This is a genomic window from Burkholderia sp. 22PA0099 (genome assembly GCF_047497165.1).
Taxonomy (GTDB): Bacteria; Pseudomonadota; Gammaproteobacteria; order Burkholderiales; family Burkholderiaceae; genus Burkholderia.
Genome location: NZ_CP163165.1, coordinates 3,547,148 through 3,564,206 on the forward strand (window position 1 = coordinate 3,547,148; position 17,059 = coordinate 3,564,206).

14 protein-coding genes and 1 other RNA gene are annotated in these 17,059 nt (G+C 65.4%); 5 read left to right on the plus strand and 10 right to left on the minus strand.

Going from position 1 to position 17,059, the window contains the following annotated elements; all coding sequences use genetic code 11:
• Positions 1-7: 7 nt before the first annotated feature.
• From rpsA to gyrA, 8 genes are all read right to left on the minus strand, one after another.
• Positions 8-1,720, minus strand: coding sequence for a 30S ribosomal protein S1 (gene rpsA / locus AB4851_RS31115; RefSeq protein ID WP_414444218.1), 1,713 nt, complete (start codon positions 1,718-1,720; stop codon positions 8-10).
• Between the two features lie 172 nt (positions 1,721-1,892).
• Positions 1,893-2,582 (minus strand): (d)CMP kinase, encoded by a 690-nt coding sequence (gene cmk / locus AB4851_RS31120; protein WP_414451988.1) that lies wholly within the window; start codon positions 2,580-2,582, stop codon positions 1,893-1,895.
• A gap of 23 nt (positions 2,583-2,605) precedes the next feature.
• Entirely contained in the window at positions 2,606-3,907 is a 1,302-nt protein-coding gene (gene aroA, locus AB4851_RS31125) for a 3-phosphoshikimate 1-carboxyvinyltransferase (RefSeq protein ID WP_414450145.1), read from the minus strand.
• Between the two features lie 21 nt (positions 3,908-3,928).
• On the minus strand, positions 3,929-4,855 hold the full coding sequence (locus AB4851_RS31130; protein ID WP_414450146.1) for a prephenate dehydrogenase: 927 nt from the start codon (positions 4,853-4,855) through the stop codon (positions 3,929-3,931).
• A gap of 94 nt (positions 4,856-4,949) precedes the next feature.
• The gene (gene pheA, locus AB4851_RS31135) at positions 4,950-6,032 is read right to left on the minus strand and encodes a prephenate dehydratase (protein ID WP_414450147.1); all 1,083 of its coding nucleotides are present in this window, start codon (positions 6,030-6,032) and stop codon (positions 4,950-4,952) included.
• Between the two features lie 34 nt (positions 6,033-6,066).
• Positions 6,067-7,149, minus strand: a complete 1,083-nt coding sequence (serC, locus tag AB4851_RS31140; protein ID WP_414450148.1) for a 3-phosphoserine/phosphohydroxythreonine transaminase — start codon at positions 7,147-7,149, stop codon at positions 6,067-6,069.
• A 158-nt stretch (positions 7,150-7,307) separates the two neighbouring features.
• Entirely contained in the window at positions 7,308-7,907 is a 600-nt protein-coding gene (locus AB4851_RS31145) for a DUF2059 domain-containing protein (protein WP_414451989.1), read from the minus strand.
• An 89-nt stretch (positions 7,908-7,996) separates the two neighbouring features.
• Positions 7,997-10,612, minus strand: coding sequence for a DNA gyrase subunit A (gene gyrA, locus AB4851_RS31150; RefSeq protein WP_414444212.1), 2,616 nt, complete (start codon positions 10,610-10,612; stop codon positions 7,997-7,999).
• Positions 10,613-11,204: 592 nt separating this feature from the next.
• Here gyrA and ompA point away from each other — a divergent pair.
• The 4 genes from ompA to ssrA all read left to right on the plus strand — a co-directional run bounded on the left by ompA (position 11,205) and on the right by ssrA (position 13,843).
• Positions 11,205-11,861, plus strand: a complete 657-nt coding sequence (gene ompA, locus AB4851_RS31155) for an outer membrane protein OmpA (protein ID WP_414450149.1) — start codon at positions 11,205-11,207, stop codon at positions 11,859-11,861.
• A gap of 160 nt (positions 11,862-12,021) precedes the next feature.
• Positions 12,022-12,720: a bifunctional 2-polyprenyl-6-hydroxyphenol methylase/3-demethylubiquinol 3-O-methyltransferase UbiG gene (gene ubiG, locus AB4851_RS31160; protein ID WP_414450150.1), complete on the plus strand. Its 699-nt coding sequence runs from the start codon at positions 12,022-12,024 to the stop codon at positions 12,718-12,720.
• 27 nt (positions 12,721-12,747) lie between these two features.
• Entirely contained in the window at positions 12,748-13,461 is a 714-nt protein-coding gene (locus AB4851_RS31165; protein WP_414450151.1) for an HAD-IA family hydrolase, read from the plus strand.
• A gap of 12 nt (positions 13,462-13,473) precedes the next feature.
• Positions 13,474-13,843: a transfer-messenger RNA gene (gene ssrA, locus AB4851_RS31170) on the plus strand.
• A 101-nt stretch (positions 13,844-13,944) separates the two neighbouring features.
• Here the strand turns inward: ssrA and AB4851_RS31175 are convergent.
• The gene (locus tag AB4851_RS31175; RefSeq protein ID WP_414450152.1) at positions 13,945-14,562 is read right to left on the minus strand and encodes a hypothetical protein; all 618 of its coding nucleotides are present in this window, start codon (positions 14,560-14,562) and stop codon (positions 13,945-13,947) included.
• A 103-nt stretch (positions 14,563-14,665) separates the two neighbouring features.
• The gene (locus AB4851_RS31180; RefSeq protein WP_414450153.1) at positions 14,666-15,451 is read right to left on the minus strand and encodes an arylamine N-acetyltransferase family protein; all 786 of its coding nucleotides are present in this window, start codon (positions 15,449-15,451) and stop codon (positions 14,666-14,668) included.
• Positions 15,452-15,615: 164 nt separating this feature from the next.
• Here AB4851_RS31180 and AB4851_RS31185 point away from each other — a divergent pair, with 164 nt between their 5' ends.
• The gene (locus tag AB4851_RS31185) at positions 15,616-17,052 is read left to right on the plus strand and encodes a PLP-dependent aminotransferase family protein (protein ID WP_414450154.1); all 1,437 of its coding nucleotides are present in this window, start codon (positions 15,616-15,618) and stop codon (positions 17,050-17,052) included.
• The last annotated feature ends 7 nt before the right edge of the window (positions 17,053-17,059 follow it).

Genomic DNA, 17,059 nt, shown 5'->3' on the forward strand with positions numbered 1-17,059 from the left:
GCGAGGCTTACTGGTTCTGGCCGTCGAGCTTTGCCTTCAGCAGCGCGCCGAGGTTCGTCGTGCCGCTTGCTGCTGCGCTGACTTCGGTTTGCATGCCGCGGATGGCTTCTTGCTGCTCGGCCGAATCCTTCGCCTTGATCGACAGGTTGATGCCACGCGACTTGCGATCGATGTTGATCACCATGGCGTTGACCTTGTCGCCTTCCTTCAGCACGTTGCGAGCATCTTCCACGCGGTCTTGCGAGATTTCCGAAGCGCGCAGGTAGCCTTCGATATCGCCCGACAGCGTCACGACTGCACCCTTCGCGTCGACCGTCTTCACGACGCCGTCGACGATCGAGCCCTTGTCGTTCATGGCAACGTAGTTGCTGAACGGGTCGCCTTCGAGCTGCTTGATACCCAGCGAGATGCGTTCCTTCTCGACATCGATACCCAGAACGATGGCTTCGACTTCGTCGCCCTTCTTGTACTTGCGAACGGCTTCTTCGCCCGTCTCGCTCCAGGACAGATCCGAGAGGTGGACCAGGCCGTCGATGCCGCCCGGCAGACCGATGAACACGCCGAAGTCGGTGATCGACTTGATTGCGCCCGTGATCTTGTCGCCCTTCTTGAAGTTGCGGCTGAAGTCATCCCACGGATTCGGCTTGCATTGCTTCATGCCGAGGCTGATACGACGACGATCTTCGTCGATTTCCAGGACCATGACTTCGACTTCGTCGCCGAGCTGAACAACCTTCGACGGGGCGACGTTCTTGTTTGTCCAATCCATTTCGGATACGTGGACCAGGCCTTCGATGCCCGATTCCACTTCGACGAATGCGCCGTAGTCGGTGATGTTCGTGACCTTGCCGAACAGGCGCGTGCCCGACGGGTAACGGCGCGAGATGCCTTCCCACGGATCGTCGCCCAGTTGCTTGATGCCCAGCGAGACGCGGTTCTTCTCTTGGTCGAACTTGAGGATCTTCGCGGTGACTTCCTGGCCAACCGAGAGGACTTCGCTCGGGTGACGCACGCGACGCCATGCGATGTCGGTGATGTGCAGCAGGCCGTCGATGCCGCCCAGATCCACGAATGCGCCGTAATCGGTGATGTTCTTGACCACGCCGTTGACGATCGCGCCTTCCTTCAGCGTTTCGAGCAGCTTGGCGCGCTCTTCGCCTTGGGTCGCTTCGATCACGGCACGGCGCGACAGCACGACGTTGTTACGCTTGCGGTCGAGCTTGATGACGCGGAATTCGAGCGTCTTGCCTTCATACGGGGTCGTGTCCTTGACCGGACGCGTATCGACCAGCGAACCCGGCAGGAACGCGCGGATGCCGTTGACCATCACGGTCATGCCGCCCTTCACCTTGCCCGTGATGGTGCCGGTGACGAGTTCGTTGTTGTCGAGAGCCTTTTCCAGCGAGAGCCACGAGGCCAGGCGCTTGGCCTTGTCGCGCGACAGGATCGTGTCGCCGTAGCCGTTTTCCAGCGCGTCGATCGCGACGGAAACGAAATCGCCCGACTGAACCTCAACCTCGCCCTGATCGTTCAGGAATTCCTCGATGGGAATGTAGGCCTCGGACTTGAGACCCGCGTTGACGACCACGAAGTTGTGGTCGACACGGACGACTTCGGCGGAGATCACTTCGCCGGCGCGCATGTCTTGACGGGTCAGCGACTCTTCGAACAGGGCCGCAAAGGATTCGGTATTCGGGGTGGAGGTTTGCAGATCGGACATAAAAATCGAATTGTGCGTGGTGTCGCGCCGTCTCGTACCTCGGCCACCTGGCCGGGTTGGCGGAGCGAAAGCCACACGGGGTTAAGGGTTGAAACACGCTTTCGGCACCGGCCCTTGCCGGCTGCTCGAAGCACCTGCTGCCACTACGGGTACTGCCAACTGCATACGTTGCTCAGACGACGGAACCGAATGCTTCCCGATGCCACGTCAGAACCTGTTCGACCGCTTGTTCGACCGACAGGCCCGACGTATCGAGCAGCTTCGCATCCGCCGCGGGCTTGAGCGGCGCGGCCGCGCGGTTGCTGTCTCGCGCGTCCCGCTCACGCAAATCCCGGAGCAAGTCATCTATATTAGCAGAAAAACCTTTTTGCATCAATTGCTTATGTCGGCGCGCGGCACGGGCCTCGACGCTCGCGGTCAGGAACACCTTCAAGCCCGCGTCCGGGAAGATCACGGTGCCCATGTCGCGGCCGTCCGCGACCAGCCCCGGGGTCTTGCGAAACGCCCGCTGACGCGCCACCAGCGCGGCGCGCACGGTTTGGTGGACGGCGATCGCGGAGGCGCGGTTACCCACCGCCTCGGCGCGGATCTGGTCCGACACGTCCACACCGTCGAGCTGGGCGCAGCCCTCGCGGAACGTGATGTGCAGGTCGTCGATCAGCTTCGCCAGCCCCGGCTCGTCGTCGGGTTCGATCCCGTAGCGCTGGCTCGCGAGCGCCGCGAGCCGGTACAGCGCGCCGCTGTCGAGCAGGTGAAAGCCGAGGTGCGCGGCGACCAGCGCGGCAACCGTGCCCTTGCCGGACGCGGTGGGGCCGTCGATCGCAATGACGGGCGTGGGATGGAAAGGTCGAGTCGATTTCATCTGAACAAACGTGCCTCGGGGGCTCAGGGCTTCGCGAGCGCGGTGAAGCGGTCGAAATAATCGGGGAAGGTCTTGGCGACGCACTTCGGATCGTTGATGCGCACCGGTACGCCGCCGAGGCTCACGAGCGAGAAACACATCGCCATGCGGTGATCGTCGTAGGTATCGATGGCCGCGTTCGGCAGCAGCACGGCGGGCGGCGTGACCACCAGGTAGTCGGCGCCCTCCTCCACGGTCGCGCCGACCTTGCGCAGCTCGATCGCCATCGCGGCGATCCGGTCGGTTTCCTTGACGCGCCAGCTCGCGATGTTGCGCAGCGTGCTAGGGCCGTCGGCGAACAGCGCGGCCACCGCGATCGTCATGGCCGCATCGGGTATCAGGTTGAAATCCATGTCGATCGGTTCGAGCCGGCCGTGATCGTGGCCGATGCCGCGCACTTCGATCCAGTCGTCGCCCATCGACACGTTGGCGCCCATCTGCATCAGCGCGGCCGCAAAGCCGACGTCGCCCTGGATGCTGGCGCGGCCCACGCCCTCGACGCGCAACGGGCCACCGCCCAGCGCGCCCGCAGCGAGGAAATACGAGGCCGACGAGGCGTCGCCCTCGACCATGATCGTGCCCGGCGAGCGGTAACGCGCGGCCGGCACCGTGAAACGCGCCCAGCCGTCGCGCTCGACCGTCACGCCGAAGCGCGCCATCAGCTTGATGGTGATCTCGATATAGGGCTTCGAGATCAGTTCGCCGTCGATCTCGACGACGCTCGCGCCACCCGGCGTGCCGACCAGCGGCAGCGTCATCAGCAGCGCGGTCAGGAACTGGCTCGACACGTCGCCGCGCACGCGGATCGGCGCATCGACGGCAATCGCGGCCGGGCGAATGTGCAGCGGCGGATAGCCTTCGTTCTGCTCGTAGTCGATCGCGGCGCCGATCTGGCGCAGCCCGTCGACGAGATCGCGGATCGGCCGCTCGTGCATGCGCGGCACGCCGTGCACGCGGTAATCGCCGCCGTTGACGGCCAGCGCGGCGGTCAGCGGGCGCACCGCCGTGCCGGCGTTGCCGAGGAACAGGTCGGCGGCCTTGACCGGAAACGCGCCGCCCGTGCCGGTGACCACGCAGGTGTCGCCGTCGCGCTCGAGCGGCACGCCAAGCGTGCCGAGCGCCGCGAGCATCACGCGCGTGTCGTCGGAATCGAGCAGGTTGGTGATCGTCGTGGCGCCCTCGGACAGCGCGGCCAGCAGCAGCACGCGGTTCGAGATGCTCTTGGAGCCGGGCAGACGGACCGTGCCCGACGCGCGGGAATACGGGCCGAGATCGAGGAATTCCATATGAAGCCTGTAGAGATCCGGTTAAGACTGAACGGGGCCGGCAGCCGGCTTGCCGCCGCGCTCCTGCCAGGCCGTGCGCGCGGCGCGCGAACGGACGAACACGGCTTCGAGCGCCGCGCCGTCGCCGGCGTCGATGGCCGCGCGCAAGCGCCCGAGCACCTGCGTGTAGGCATCGAGTTCGTCGAGCAACGCTGCACGGTTCGCCACGCAGACATCGCGCCACATTTCGGGGCTCGATGCGGCGATCCGCGTGAAATCGCGAAACCCGCCGGCCGCGAACGAGAATTTCAGTTCCGCATCCGATTCGCCGAGGATCTGCTCGACCAGGGCGAACGACAGCACGTGCGGCAGATGGCTGACGGCCGCGAACACGCGATCGTGCTGCTCGGGCGCCATGGCGCGGACCACGGCGCCGGTGGCCTGCCACATCGACTCGATGCGCGCGACCGACGCCGGCGCGTTCTCGGGCAGCGCACAGATCACGACGTTGCGGCCGACATACAGATCGGGCAGCGCGGCCTCGACGCCGCTCGATTCGCGCCCGGCGATCGGGTGGGCCGGCACGAACTGCGCGATTAGCGCGCCGAGCGCCTCGCGCGCGGCAGCGACCACGTCCGACTTGGTGCTGCCGGCGTCGGTCACGATCGTGGCCGGATCGAGGAACGGCGCGATGCGCGCGAGCAGCGGGCCGGTTTGTGCGACCGGCACGGCCAGCAGCACCACGTCGGCGCCATCGAGCGCGGCGCGCAGTTGCGCGTCGTCATCGAGCGCGGCGATGGCATCGACCACGCCGAGCTCGCGGGCGCGTTCGACCGAGGCGGGCGAGCGCCCCACGCCGATCACGCGGCCGGCCTGCACGGTGCCGCGCTCGCGCAGCGCGCGCGCGAGCGAGCCGCCGATCAGGCCGACGCCGAACACCACCAGTTTGTTGAACGAAAAGTCAGACACGGCAGCCGCCTGGTAAAAACGCGCGGGCACCAGCCCACGCGCGAAATGAACGAACGCCTTGCGTCGCGGCACACGCGGGCAAAGCCGCGGCGCGTCAGCGTGCGCGCGGGTAAGAACCGAGGACCTTCAGGAACGCGGCCTTGCCGCCCAGTTCCGTCAACGCCGCCGCCACCTGCTCGCTGTCGCGATGGCCTTCGATGTCGATATAGAAGTAGTACTCCCAGGTGCCGACGCGCGCCGGCCGCGATTCGAAGCGCGTCATCGACACGCCGTGCCGTGCGAGCGGTTCGAGCAGCTTGAACACGGCGCCCGGCTCGTTCTTCACCGAGACGATCAACGAGGTCTGATCGCAACCGCTGGGCCCGGTCGGCGCCTTGCCGATCACGACGAAGCGGGTGCGGTTGTGCGGATCGTCCTGGATCATCGAGTAGGCGATCTGCAGGCCGTAATGCAGCGCCGCGCGATCGCCGGCGATCGCCGCGACGCTCGGGTCGTCGGCAGCCAGACGCGCGGCCTCGGCATTGCTGGCCACCGCCTGACGCTCCAGATGCGGCGCGTTCGCGGCCAGCCAGCGCTGACACTGCGCCAGCGCCTGCGGATGCGCGCAGACGCGCTTCACGCCGTCGAGCGTGCCGGCCCGCGACATCAAATTGTGATGAATCGGCAGCGACAGCTCGCCGCCGATCAGCAGTTGCGTATGCAGCAGCAGGTCGAGCGTGCGCGACACCGCGCCTTCGGACGAATTCTCGACCGGCACGATGCCGAACTCCGACGCGCCGGCTTCGACACCGCGGAACACCTCGTCGATCGACGGACACGGCAGCCCTTCGATCGACTGGCCGAAATACTCGAACATCGCCTGTTCGCTGTAGGTGCCGATCGGCCCGAGGAACGAGACGTGGATGGTTTGTTCAAGCGCGCGGCTGGCGGCCATGATCTCGCGCCAGATCGCATTGATGTGCTCACCGGCCAGCGGGCCCGCGCTCATGTCCTGCAGACGCGCGATCACCTGCTGCTCGCGCTCGGGGCGAAACACCGGCGCGTTGAATTCCTTCTTGACTTCGCCGACTTCGAGCGCAACTGCAGCGCGCTGGTTCAGCAGCGCGATCAGTTGCGTATCGATCGCATCGATGCGCTCGCGCAGCGGTTTGAGGCGGGAATTGAGTTCGTCGTCCATGCTCGTTAGGCTTGCTTGATGAACGCTGGCGGCCTCAGGCCTGCGAGCGCTCGAAATCCTTCATGTACTCGACGAGCGCCTGGACGCCCGCGAGCGGCACCGCGTTGTAGATCGACGCCCGCATGCCGCCAACGGACTTGTGGCCCTTGAGCTGCAGCAGCCCGCGCGCTTTCGCGCCGGCAAGGAAATCTTCGTTACGCGTTTCGTCGGCGAGAAAGAACGGCACGTTCATGCGCGAGCGCGCGCCCTTCTCGACCTTGTTCAGATAGAAACTGCTCGAATCGATGGTGTCGTACAGCAGCGCCGCCTTCTCGAAGTTGCGCGCCTCGATCGCGGTGAGACCGCCCTGCGCCTTCAGCCACTTGAACACGAGGCCGGCGATGTAGATCGCGTAGGTGGGCGGCGTGTTGTACATCGAATTGTTGGCGGCGACCGTCTTCCATTCGAACGCGGACGGGCAGATCGGCAACGCGCGATCGAGCAGGTCGTCGCGCACGATCACGAGCGTGACGCCGGCCATGCCGATGTTCTTTTGCGCGCCGCCGAACAGCGCGCCGTACTTCGAGACATCCATCGGGCGCGACAGGATATGCGAGGAGACATCGGCGACGAGCGGCACGCGGCCGGTGTCGGGAATGTCGAACGTTTCGACGCCGTCGATCGTTTCGTTGCTGCACAGATGCACGTAGGCCGGATCGGCCGACATCTGCCATTCCGAGAAGGCCGGCACACGCGTGAAGCCGTCTTCGGTGCGACCGGTTGCAGCCAGATGCGGCGTGCCGTATTTCTGCGCTTCCTTGAACGACTTCTGCGACCACGAGCCGGTCACGACGAAATCGACCGTCTGCCGCGCGCCGAGCAGGTTCATCGGCACGATGGCGTTTTCGGCGATCCCGCCGCCCTGCAGGAACAACACGCGGTAGTGGCTCGGGATGGCGAGCAGCTCGCGCACGTCGGCCAGCGCCGCTTCGTGGATCGACGTGAATTCACGGCCGCGATGGCTCATTTCCATCACGCTCATGCCGCTGCCGTTCCAGTCGAGCATCTCGTCGGCCGCTTGACGCAGCACGTCCTCGGGCATGGCCGCGGGGCCGGCGGAGAAATTAAACACGCGCATCGTAAACCTCGGGAGAAACACGGCGCGCCCGGATGAGGCCGGATACCGCGCCGGAAAAGGAATGGCCGCTTGCGCTCGCGCGCAAACGGCCATTATCGCACCGACATTGCCGCCCCGCCAAACCGACACGGGTGCGCCGGCGGGGGCGAAACGCGTGCTTACTTGCCCGGCTTGACCGACGCGACTTCCTTGTCGGCCTGGTCGCGGGTCGCCTTGATCGCTTGCGGCATGTACTTTTGCATCAGACCGTTGACGACATCGCGGCCAACCTGGTCCTGGACCTGGATGAACTTGCGGCCCGTCGGGCTCTTGTAGAACGTCGTCAGATCCTTGATTTCCGAGGTGCTGTAGTACTTCGCATAGGCGTCGTACTGAGCTTGTATCGCGTCGCTCTTGAAGTTTTGCGTGTCGAACACCTTGCCTGCGCCGTCAACCAGCTTTTGCACTGCGTTCTTTTGCAGCGTCGGGACAGCAGCCTGCTTTTGTGCGTCGGTCAGCGTCTTGTTCTCCGACAGCGCGTCCGACAGGATCGCCGGAACCAGCTGCTTCGATTGCATTTCCGCGCTGTTCGCGATCGCGCCGACCAGCTTCGGTGCATCGATGGCGCTCAGCAGGTCGGAAATAGCCGCCTTCTTGTCAGCGTCGATCGGGGCCGGAGCAGCCGAAGCAGCCGGCGCCTGGCTCGACAGCGATTGCGCCATGGCGAACGTCGGCACGATGGCTGCCAGCAGGACCAGTTGCTTGAATTGTTTTTGCATCATCACTCCCTCTTGGAAATATGAACGATAGTTGCACCGCCGGGACCGGCTGCCTTGCAGCGCGCTCCCGACGGCCGGCAGCCGCTGGATCAGGCTTCGTCGCCTTCGGAATCCGGTGCGTCTTCCGCGTCGATTTCAGTGTCCGCGTCCGCCTCGGCGATCTGCTGCAAGCCCGACAGCCTGGTGCCCTCATCGAGACTGATGAGTGTAACACCTTGCGTGGCGCGCCCCATCTCGCGGATCTCCGACACGCGCGTGCGAATCAGCACGCCCGCAGTGGTGATCAGCATGATTTCGCTTTCCGGCTCGACCAGCGTCGCGGCGACCACCTTGCCGTTGCGCTCGGAGGTCTGGATCGCGATCATGCCCTTCGTGCCGCGGCCATGACGCGTGTATTCGGTGATCGGCGTGCGCTTGCCGAAACCGTTTTCCGTGGCGGTCAGCACCGATTGCTCTTCGCCGCCGGCCACCAGCATCGCGATGACCTGCTGGCCATCCTCGAGCTGCATGCCGCGCACGCCGCGCGCCTCACGGCCCATCGGACGCACGTCGTTTTCGTCGAAGCGCACCGCCTTGCCCGAATCGGAGAACAGCATGACGTCGTGCTCGCCATCGGTGATCGCCGCGCCGATCAGGAAATCGCCTTCGTCGAGGCCGACCGCGATGATGCCCTTCTTCAGCGGACGGCTGAACGCTTCGAGCGGCGTCTTCTTGACGGTGCCGAGCGAGGTGCCCATAAACACGAACTTGTCGGCCGAGAATTCGCGCACCGGCAGCACGACGTTGATCTTCTCGCCGTCCTGCAGCGGGAACATGTTGACGATCGGGCGGCCGCGCGCGTTGCGCGAGCCTTGCGGCACTTCGTAGACCTTGACCCAGTACACGCGGCCGCGATTCGAGAAGCACAGGATGTAATCGTGTGTGTTCGCGATGAACAGCGTCTCGATCCAGTCGTCTTCCTTCATCTGCGTGGCCTGCTTGCCGCGACCGCCGCGCTTCTGCGCACGGTATTCGGACAGCGGCTGCGACTTCACGTAGCCGGCGTGCGACATGGTCACGACCATGTCCTGCGGCGTGATCAGATCCTCGGTGTTCAGCTCGGTGGCATTCAGTTCGATGCGCGAGCGGCGTGCATCGCCGAACTCCGCCTTCACGGCCGTCAGCTCTTCGACGATGATCGCGGTGATCCGCTCGGGGCGGGCCAGGATGTCGAGCAGGTCGGCGATCTGGGACATCACCTCGCGGTACTCGCCGATGATCTTGTCCTGTTCGAGACCGGTCAGGCGCTGCAGACGCATCTGCAGAATTTCCTGAGCCTGCGTTTCGGACAGGTGGTACTGGCCGTCCGCCTGCATCCCGAAGCTCGGGTTCAGCCCTTCCGGACGGTAGGCCTCGCGACCGCCGGCCGCGGCGTTGTCGGTTTCGGCGCGCGCCAGCATCTCGCGCACCAGCGACGAATCCCACGAACGCGCCATCAGTTCCTGGCGGGCGATCGGCGGCGTCGGCGCAGCCTTGATCAGCTCGATGAAATCGTCGATGTTGGCCAGCGCGACGGCCAGGCCTTCAAGCACGTGGCCACGCTCGCGCGCCTTGCGCAGTTCGTAGATGGTGCGCCGCGTCAGCACCTCGCGGCGATGCGCGAGGAAGCAGACCAGCATCTCCTTGAGGTTCAGCAGCTTCGGCTGGCCGTCGACGAGCGCGACCATGTTCATGCCGAAGGTGTCCTGGAGCTGCGTGGACTTGTAGAGGTTGTTCAGCACGACCTCGGGCACTTCACCGCGCTTCAGTTCGAGCACGGCGCGCATGCCGCTCTTGTCGGACTCGTCGCGGATGTCCGAAATGCCTTCGAGCTTCTTCTCGTTGACGAGCTCGGCGATGCGCTCGAGCAGCGAGCGCTTGTTCACCTGGTACGGCAGCTCGTCGATGATGATCGCCATGCGCTGGCCGCGATCGATTTCCTCGAAGTGCGTGGCCGCGCGCATCACGACGCGGCCACGGCCCGTGCGATAGCCGTCGCGCACGCCGGCGACACCATAAATGATGCCGCGCGTCGGGAAATCCGGGGCCGGGATGATTTCGATCAGTTCGTCGATCGTGGCCTGCGGGTTGGCCAGCAGGAAATGGCAGGCGTCGACGACTTCGGACAGGTTGTGCGGCGGAATGTTGGTCGCCATGCCGACCGCGATGCCCGACGAGCCGTTGATCAGCAGGTTCGGCATGCGCGCGGGCAGAATGGTCGGCTCGCTTTCGCTGCCGTCGTAGTTCGCCGCGAAATCGACCGTTTCCTTGTCGATGTCGATCAGCAACTCGTGACCGATCTTCGCCATGCGGATTTCGGTGTAACGCATCGCGGCGGCATTGTCGCCATCGACCGAACCGAAATTGCCCTGGCCGTCGACCAGCATGTAGCGCAGCGAGAAATCCTGCGCCATCCGGACGATGGTTTCGTATACCGCGCTGTCGCCGTGCGGATGATATTTACCGATCACGTCGCCGACGATACGCGCCGACTTCTTGTAGGCCCGGTTCCAGTCGTTGTTCAGTTCGTGCATCGCGAACAACACGCGCCGATGCACGGGCTTCAGGCCGTCGCGGACATCCGGGAGGGCACGTCCGACGATCACGCTCATCGCGTAATCGAGATACGAACGGCGCATTTCCTCCTCTAGGGAGATGGGCAGAGTCTCTTTGGCGAATTGATCCATGTATCCGTATCGTTTCGGAGCGAAGACGGGACCGCCTTTCGCGTAAACGCCGTGGTCACGACGCAACGTGCGATTCTATCATGCGGCAAAACCGCACCGAAACTCGCCACCCCCACTATATGTATATGGCGAAAATTCGCCGCAGCCTCGCAGCATGCCGGGGCCGGATCGAGCGGGTCCGCCGGACGGTCGGCACACCCCATTTTTGCGGTTCGCCGCCGACACACCCCCGCCATCGCGCACGATCATCATCGTCCGTTTGCGCGCGGCCCCGAATGTGCAGGAAAAACGAAGATTGTGTCGAAAGCGTGTACCTCGAACAGGTTATTCTTGACAATTAGTGCAACATCCTGCAGCAGATGTTGCACAGGAACCACAACCCCGAAGGCCATCAATCCGATGGGGAGTTTTTTTTCGCCGGACGGGAACGATATGGCAAAATGCCGAAGCACTGACATTCAGACGCCGCCCCAAGGGAGCGGGGCCCCGTTTTTTGTGCCGCACCAATGCTATACTCCGAGCAATGTATGACTTGTCAACGTCATCAAGCTCGCAGTAAACCTGCGGTAATCTCAATTTCGAGAGGAGAAATATGAATAAATTTTCAAAGCTCGCGTTCATTGCAGCTACCGCAGTAGTGGCTGCATCCGCATCGGCCCAATCGGTGCCGGCATCGCGACAAGCCGTGAATGACAACTGGGTGAATGGCACGGGCGAGTACGTGTGGATGAACGGCACGAACGAGCTTTGCTGGCGCGATGCGTTCTGGACGCCGGCAACGGCAAACGCAAAGTGCGATGGCGCACTGGTGACGCAAGCCGCAGCGCCGACGCCGGTCCCGCCGGTTGTAGCACCGGCCATCACGAGCCAGAAGATCACGTATCAAGCCGATGCGCTGTTCGACTTCGACAAGGCAACGCTGAAGCCGCTGGGCAAGCAAAAGCTCGACGAGCTGGCTGCCAAGATCCAGGGCATGAACATCGAAGTCGTGGTCGCAACGGGCTACACGGACCGTATCGGTTCGGACAAGTACAACGACCGTCTGTCGCTGCGTCGCGCGCAAGCTGTCAAGTCGTACCTGGTCAGCAAGGGCGTCGAGTCGAGCAAGGTCTACACGGAAGGCAAGGGCAAGCGCAATCCGGTCACGACGGGTTGCAACCAACGCAACCGCAAGCAGCTCATCTCGTGCCTGGCTCCGGACCGCCGCGTGGAAGTCGAAGTGGTCGGTACGCAGCAAGTGCAGCAGTAAATGGGTCGGCAGTAACCTCTCGGGTTACCGCAGCCTTGAAGCCCCGCCTCGGCGGGGCTTTTTCATTGTGGCGCCCCGCCGCCGGCCACTTGCTGGCAGCCATGGCGCACCGCTTATATACTCGGGGCTCGCTCCCTCTACGCGTTATCCGCTTGACGACATGACCAACGCCGACCCGCACGAACTACAGAAATTCAGCGATCTCGCCCACAAGTGGTGGGATCCGAACGCCGAGTTCAAGCCGCTGCACGACCTCAACCCGGTGCGGCTGGGCTGGATCGACTCGCATGCACACCTGGCCGGCAAGCGCGTGCTCGACATCGGTTGCGGCGGCGGAATCCTGTCCGAATCGATGGCCGGCCTCGGCGCGCAGGTCAAAGGCATCGACCTGTCGACCGAAGCGCTCGGCGTGGCCGATCTGCACAGCCTCGAAAGCGGCGTGACGGTGGATTACGAAGCGATTGCCGCCGAAGCCATCGCCGAACGCGAACCGGGCAGCTACGACGTGGTGACCTGCATGGAAATGCTCGAGCACGTGCCGTCGCCGGCCGGCGTGGTGGCCGCCTGCTCGGCGCTCGTGAAGCCGGGCGGCTGGGTGTTCTTCTCCACGCTGAACCGCAACGTGAAGGCCTACCTGCTGGCCGTGATCGGCGCCGAATACATCGCCCAACTGCTGCCCAAGGGCACGCACGATTACGCGCGCTTCATCAAGCCGTCCGAGCTGGCCGGCTTCATCCGCGCCACCGACCTGCATATCGCGGAAATCCGCGGCATCACCTATCACCCGCTCGGCAAGCGCTTCTCGCTGTCGAACGATGCCGACGTGAACTATATCGTCGCCTGTCGCCGTCACGCGTAAGCGCCCATTCCGATTTCGTCCGACCGCATGAGCACGTCTCCCTCCCCGTCCGCCACGCCTGCCTTGCCGAGCCTCACCGCCTGCGACGCGGTGCTGTTCGATCTCGACGGCACGCTCGCCGATACCGCGCCCGATCTGGCCGGCGCCGTCCACAAGATGCAGCGCGAGCGCGGCCTGCCCGAAACGCCGCTCGACTTGCTGCGCCCGCTGGCCTCGGCCGGCGCGCGCGGGCTGCTGGGCGGCGGCTTCGGCATCAAGCCGGACGCGCCCGATTACGAGGCGATGCGCATCGAGTTCCTGGCCAATTACGCGGCCGCGATCTGCGTGAAGACCGTGCTGTTCCCCGGTATCGCCGCGTTGCTCGACGAACTGGATGCGCGCGGCGTGAGCTGGGGCATCGTGACCAACAAGGCCACGCGCCTGACCGAGCCGCTGGTGGCGCTGCTGGGGCTCACGCCGCGCGCGGCGTGCGTGGTCTGCGGCGATACCACCGCGCACGCGAAACCGCACCCGGCCCCGCTGCTGCATGCGGCCGGGCTGATGAACATCGCGCCGGAGCGGATCGTGTATGTGGGCGACGACCTGCGTGACATCCAGGCGGGCACGGCGGCCGGCATGGCCACCATCGCCGCCGCGTTCGGCTATTGCGGCGACGGCGTGGCGCCGGCCGACTGGCAGGCGCAGCATCTGGCCGCCACGACCGACGCGCTGCGCGAGCTTCTGCGCAATGTTGCGCTATAATGTCAGGTCCGTGGGGGCGACCTGGTTTCGACAGGGGTTGCGAAGCGGCTAGGGCATGTCGAGGACCCGTCACCTCGTTAATCAATGGGAAAATCGTAACTGCAAACGACGATACGTTCGCACTGGCAGCCTAACGGCCGCCGTCCTCTGCCTAGTTCACTGACGGGCTAGTGTCGCAAGACCGGTAGCAATACCGACAGAGGTCATTTACGTCAGTTAAGTCCTGCCGGCGCCACGACGGTAGGGTCGAAAATTTAGTGGATCGCCGTCTCGTAGCGTGTTCGTCCGCGACGTGGCGGTTAAATCAAAAGATAGAACTAAACATGTAGAACTGGTCGTGGACCGCTTCTGGACGCGGGTTCGATTCCCGCCGTCTCCACCACCCAACATCCCGGCTGTACCCGCAGCCCGCAGCAACAAAAAACCCGCGCAGCGTCAGGCTTCGCGGGTTTTTTATTGCGCATCGCCAGCGCGATGCGCGCCTCACTTGGCGCAGCTTGCCTCGTCGCGATTCACGACCTGGAGCATCGAGCGATCCGAGATCATCGCCGAAAGGCGATGCTGCTTGAGGTCGCGATTGAGCGTGACCAGCAGGTCGCCCTTGCGATAGATGTCGAGCTGTTCGCTCGCCGTGAGCTTGCGGCCGATCAGGCTCGGGTAATCGGCGTCCGGCAAGCGGGTGAAGCCTTCGGCGCGCAGGCGCTTGGCCACGCGCTCCGGGGCGCCGGCCGCATCGGCCAGGAAATACAGCAGCGCGCCGTTGCCCATCAGGCTTTTCGTCTGCGAATCCTCCATGCCGAACAGCGCCACGCCGAGCGCGTCGTCGCCGAAGATCCGGCAGCTCGGCCCCGATTTCGAACTCTGCAGATAAGCGCCGTAGTGCGGCGTGCAGGCGCTCTGGTTGGCCGGGTTGGCATCCTCGACGTCGTGCGGCAGCGCGCGCAGCTCGGTCATGACGTCGCCGACGCGATGGTCCGACGTGAAACGGTCGAGGCCCGGGCAGTCTTGCTGCGAGGTCAGCGAGAAGCCGTAACCGGCCGCCGAGGCGGCATGCGCGGCGCAGCCGAGCGTTACCGCGAGGATCCACTTGTCGAAAGTCATCTGGCCTGTGTCGGGCGGGTGCGTGAGAAGGGCCGCGTATTGTCCGGGATTGGCGGGCGTCTGTCGATCCGTCGGCCGCGTCCCCCACCGCCACCGCGTGACGTCAGCCCGCCACGGCTTCCGGCTCCGCCTCCAGGCCGAACGTCTGCCGCAGCACGTCCGCCGTTTCGTCGCGCCCGAGCGTGCGCTGCGTGACGACGCCATCCGCGATGGTCTTCAGCGAATCGCCGAACAGGATCGTGCGCCCGCGCGCGTCGAAGCGCACGACCACCAGCCGCTGCACGAACACCGCATCCGGATGCGTCGAATTCAGATGGTTGGCCGGTGCGAAATCGACCCACTCCTGTGGCGACAGATCGAACGCGTACTGGTTGGCCCACTCGCCGTTCACGAGCGCGCGCAGCAGGTAGCCGTCCGCGCCGGCATCGTCGAGCCGGAACGTATCGGCGTCCTGCGCGATCTCGATGCCGAGGCGATCGAGCCGCATCGGCGCGCGAATCCCGTAGCTGCCGAAACCGAGATCGCACAGCCAGTCGGCGCCGTCGACGGTCGCGACGACCGCCATGTGCGTCTTCGGCCGGCGCACCGGGTAGAACATCGGCCGCGCGGCAACGAAGCGATAAGGAATGCCGAGCGCGTCGAGCGCCATCGCAAACAGCCCGTTCACCTCGTAGCAATAGCCGCCGCGCCGCCGCTCGACGATCTTCTCGACGATCGCCTCCGGCACCAGCGATACATGGCGCCGCGCCTGCACGTCGAGGTTCTCGAACGGCACGGCGAACAATTGATGGCGCATCAGCGCGGCCAGCGTCGCGCTGTCGGCCGCCAACGGGCCGTGGTAGCCGATCCGGTCGACGTAGCGTGGCAAAGAGAAGTTGTCGGCTTTCATGATGGGGTCCTCGCGGGTCGGGCTGTCGGTGATGCCCGGCACCATGGCACCGGGAACGAGCACCGATGGTGTCACCCGCCCCCTCGTGCGCCTATACACAACAGCGCGCGATCTGTTACATAACAGATTCGCACGACCGCCACGCCACGCCCGACACCTCGACGATGCCCGACGCTTCCGCCCCGCTCCCGCGATATCAGCAACTCGGCCGGCAACTGCGCGACGGCATCGCGCAGGCCGGCCTCGCCGACGGCAGCCGCCTGCCGTCGGTACGCGTGCTCGCGGCGCAGCACGGCGTCAGCGTGACGACCGCCCTGCAAGCGCTGCGCTGGCTCGAAGCCGAGGGCGCGATCCGCGCGCGGCCGCGCTCGGGTTATTTCGTGGCCACCCCCGCCGCCGATGTCACCCGCGCCACACGCTGGGCCGCGCCGCTGCCGGAACTCGACGCCCAGGCGCGCGACCACCTGGCGATGGTCGGCGCGCCGTGCGAATTCCAGCTCGATCTGGCGGCCGGCGAGCCCTCGCTGTATCCGGTCGAGCGCTTCGGCGTGCTGCTGCGCCGCCTCGCGTATCGCCACCAGGACCTGCTCGGCGCTTACGTGCGCGGCACCGGCTACCCCGAACTGCGCCGCGAGATCGCGCGCCAGGCGATGCAATACGCGTGCGAGCTCGACCCGGACGAACTGATCGTCACGAACGGCTGCGTCGAGGCGATGAACCTCGCGCTGCGCGCGGTCACGCGGCCCGGCGACATGGTGGCGGTCGAATCGCCGACCTACTTCGGACTGCTGCAGATGCTGCGCGCACTCGAACTGACCGTGCTGCCGATCCCGTGCGCGCCGCGCGACGGCATGGATCTGGCCGCGCTGACCGAGGCGCTCGACCGCGCGCCGGTCAAGGCGGTAGTCACCATCGCGAACGGCAACAATCCGGTCGGCAGCGTCGCGCCGGACGCCGCCAAGCGCGCGCTGGTCGACCTGCTGGCCGTGCGCGGCATCCCGCTGATCGAGGACGACATCTTCGGCGACGTCTGCTTCGGCAATACGCGGCCTCGCCCGGTGCGCGCGTTCGACACGGCCGGCAACGTGCTGTTGTGCGGCGGCTTCTCGAAGAGCCTGTGCCCCGGCCTGCGGCTTGGCTGGATCGCGGCCGGCCGCTACACCGAGCGCGTCAAGGCGCTCAAGTTCACGACGAGCATGGCCACCGCCGAATTGCAGCAGGCCGTGGTGGCCGACCTGCTCGCTAGCGGCGGTTATGCGCTGCACCTGCGGCGGCTCAAGGCGGCCCTCCAGTCGCAGCAGCACAGCTTGCGCGAGGCGATCCTGCGGCACTTCCCGGCGGGCACGAGCGTCAGCGAGCCGGCCGGCGGGTTCGTGCTGTGGGTGCAATTGCCGGGGCACCGCGCGCGCAAGCCCAGCACACGTGCGTTGTTCGAGCGGGCGCGTGCCGAAGGGATCGGCGTGGCGCCCGGGCATCTGTTCGGCATCGACGGCGCGTTCGACGACTGCCTGCGCGTCAATGCCGGTTACCGCTGGCGCCCCGAGCTGGAGCGCGCGATCGCCCGGCTCGGCGCGCTTGCGGCGGACCTCGTCGCCGTATAGCGCAACG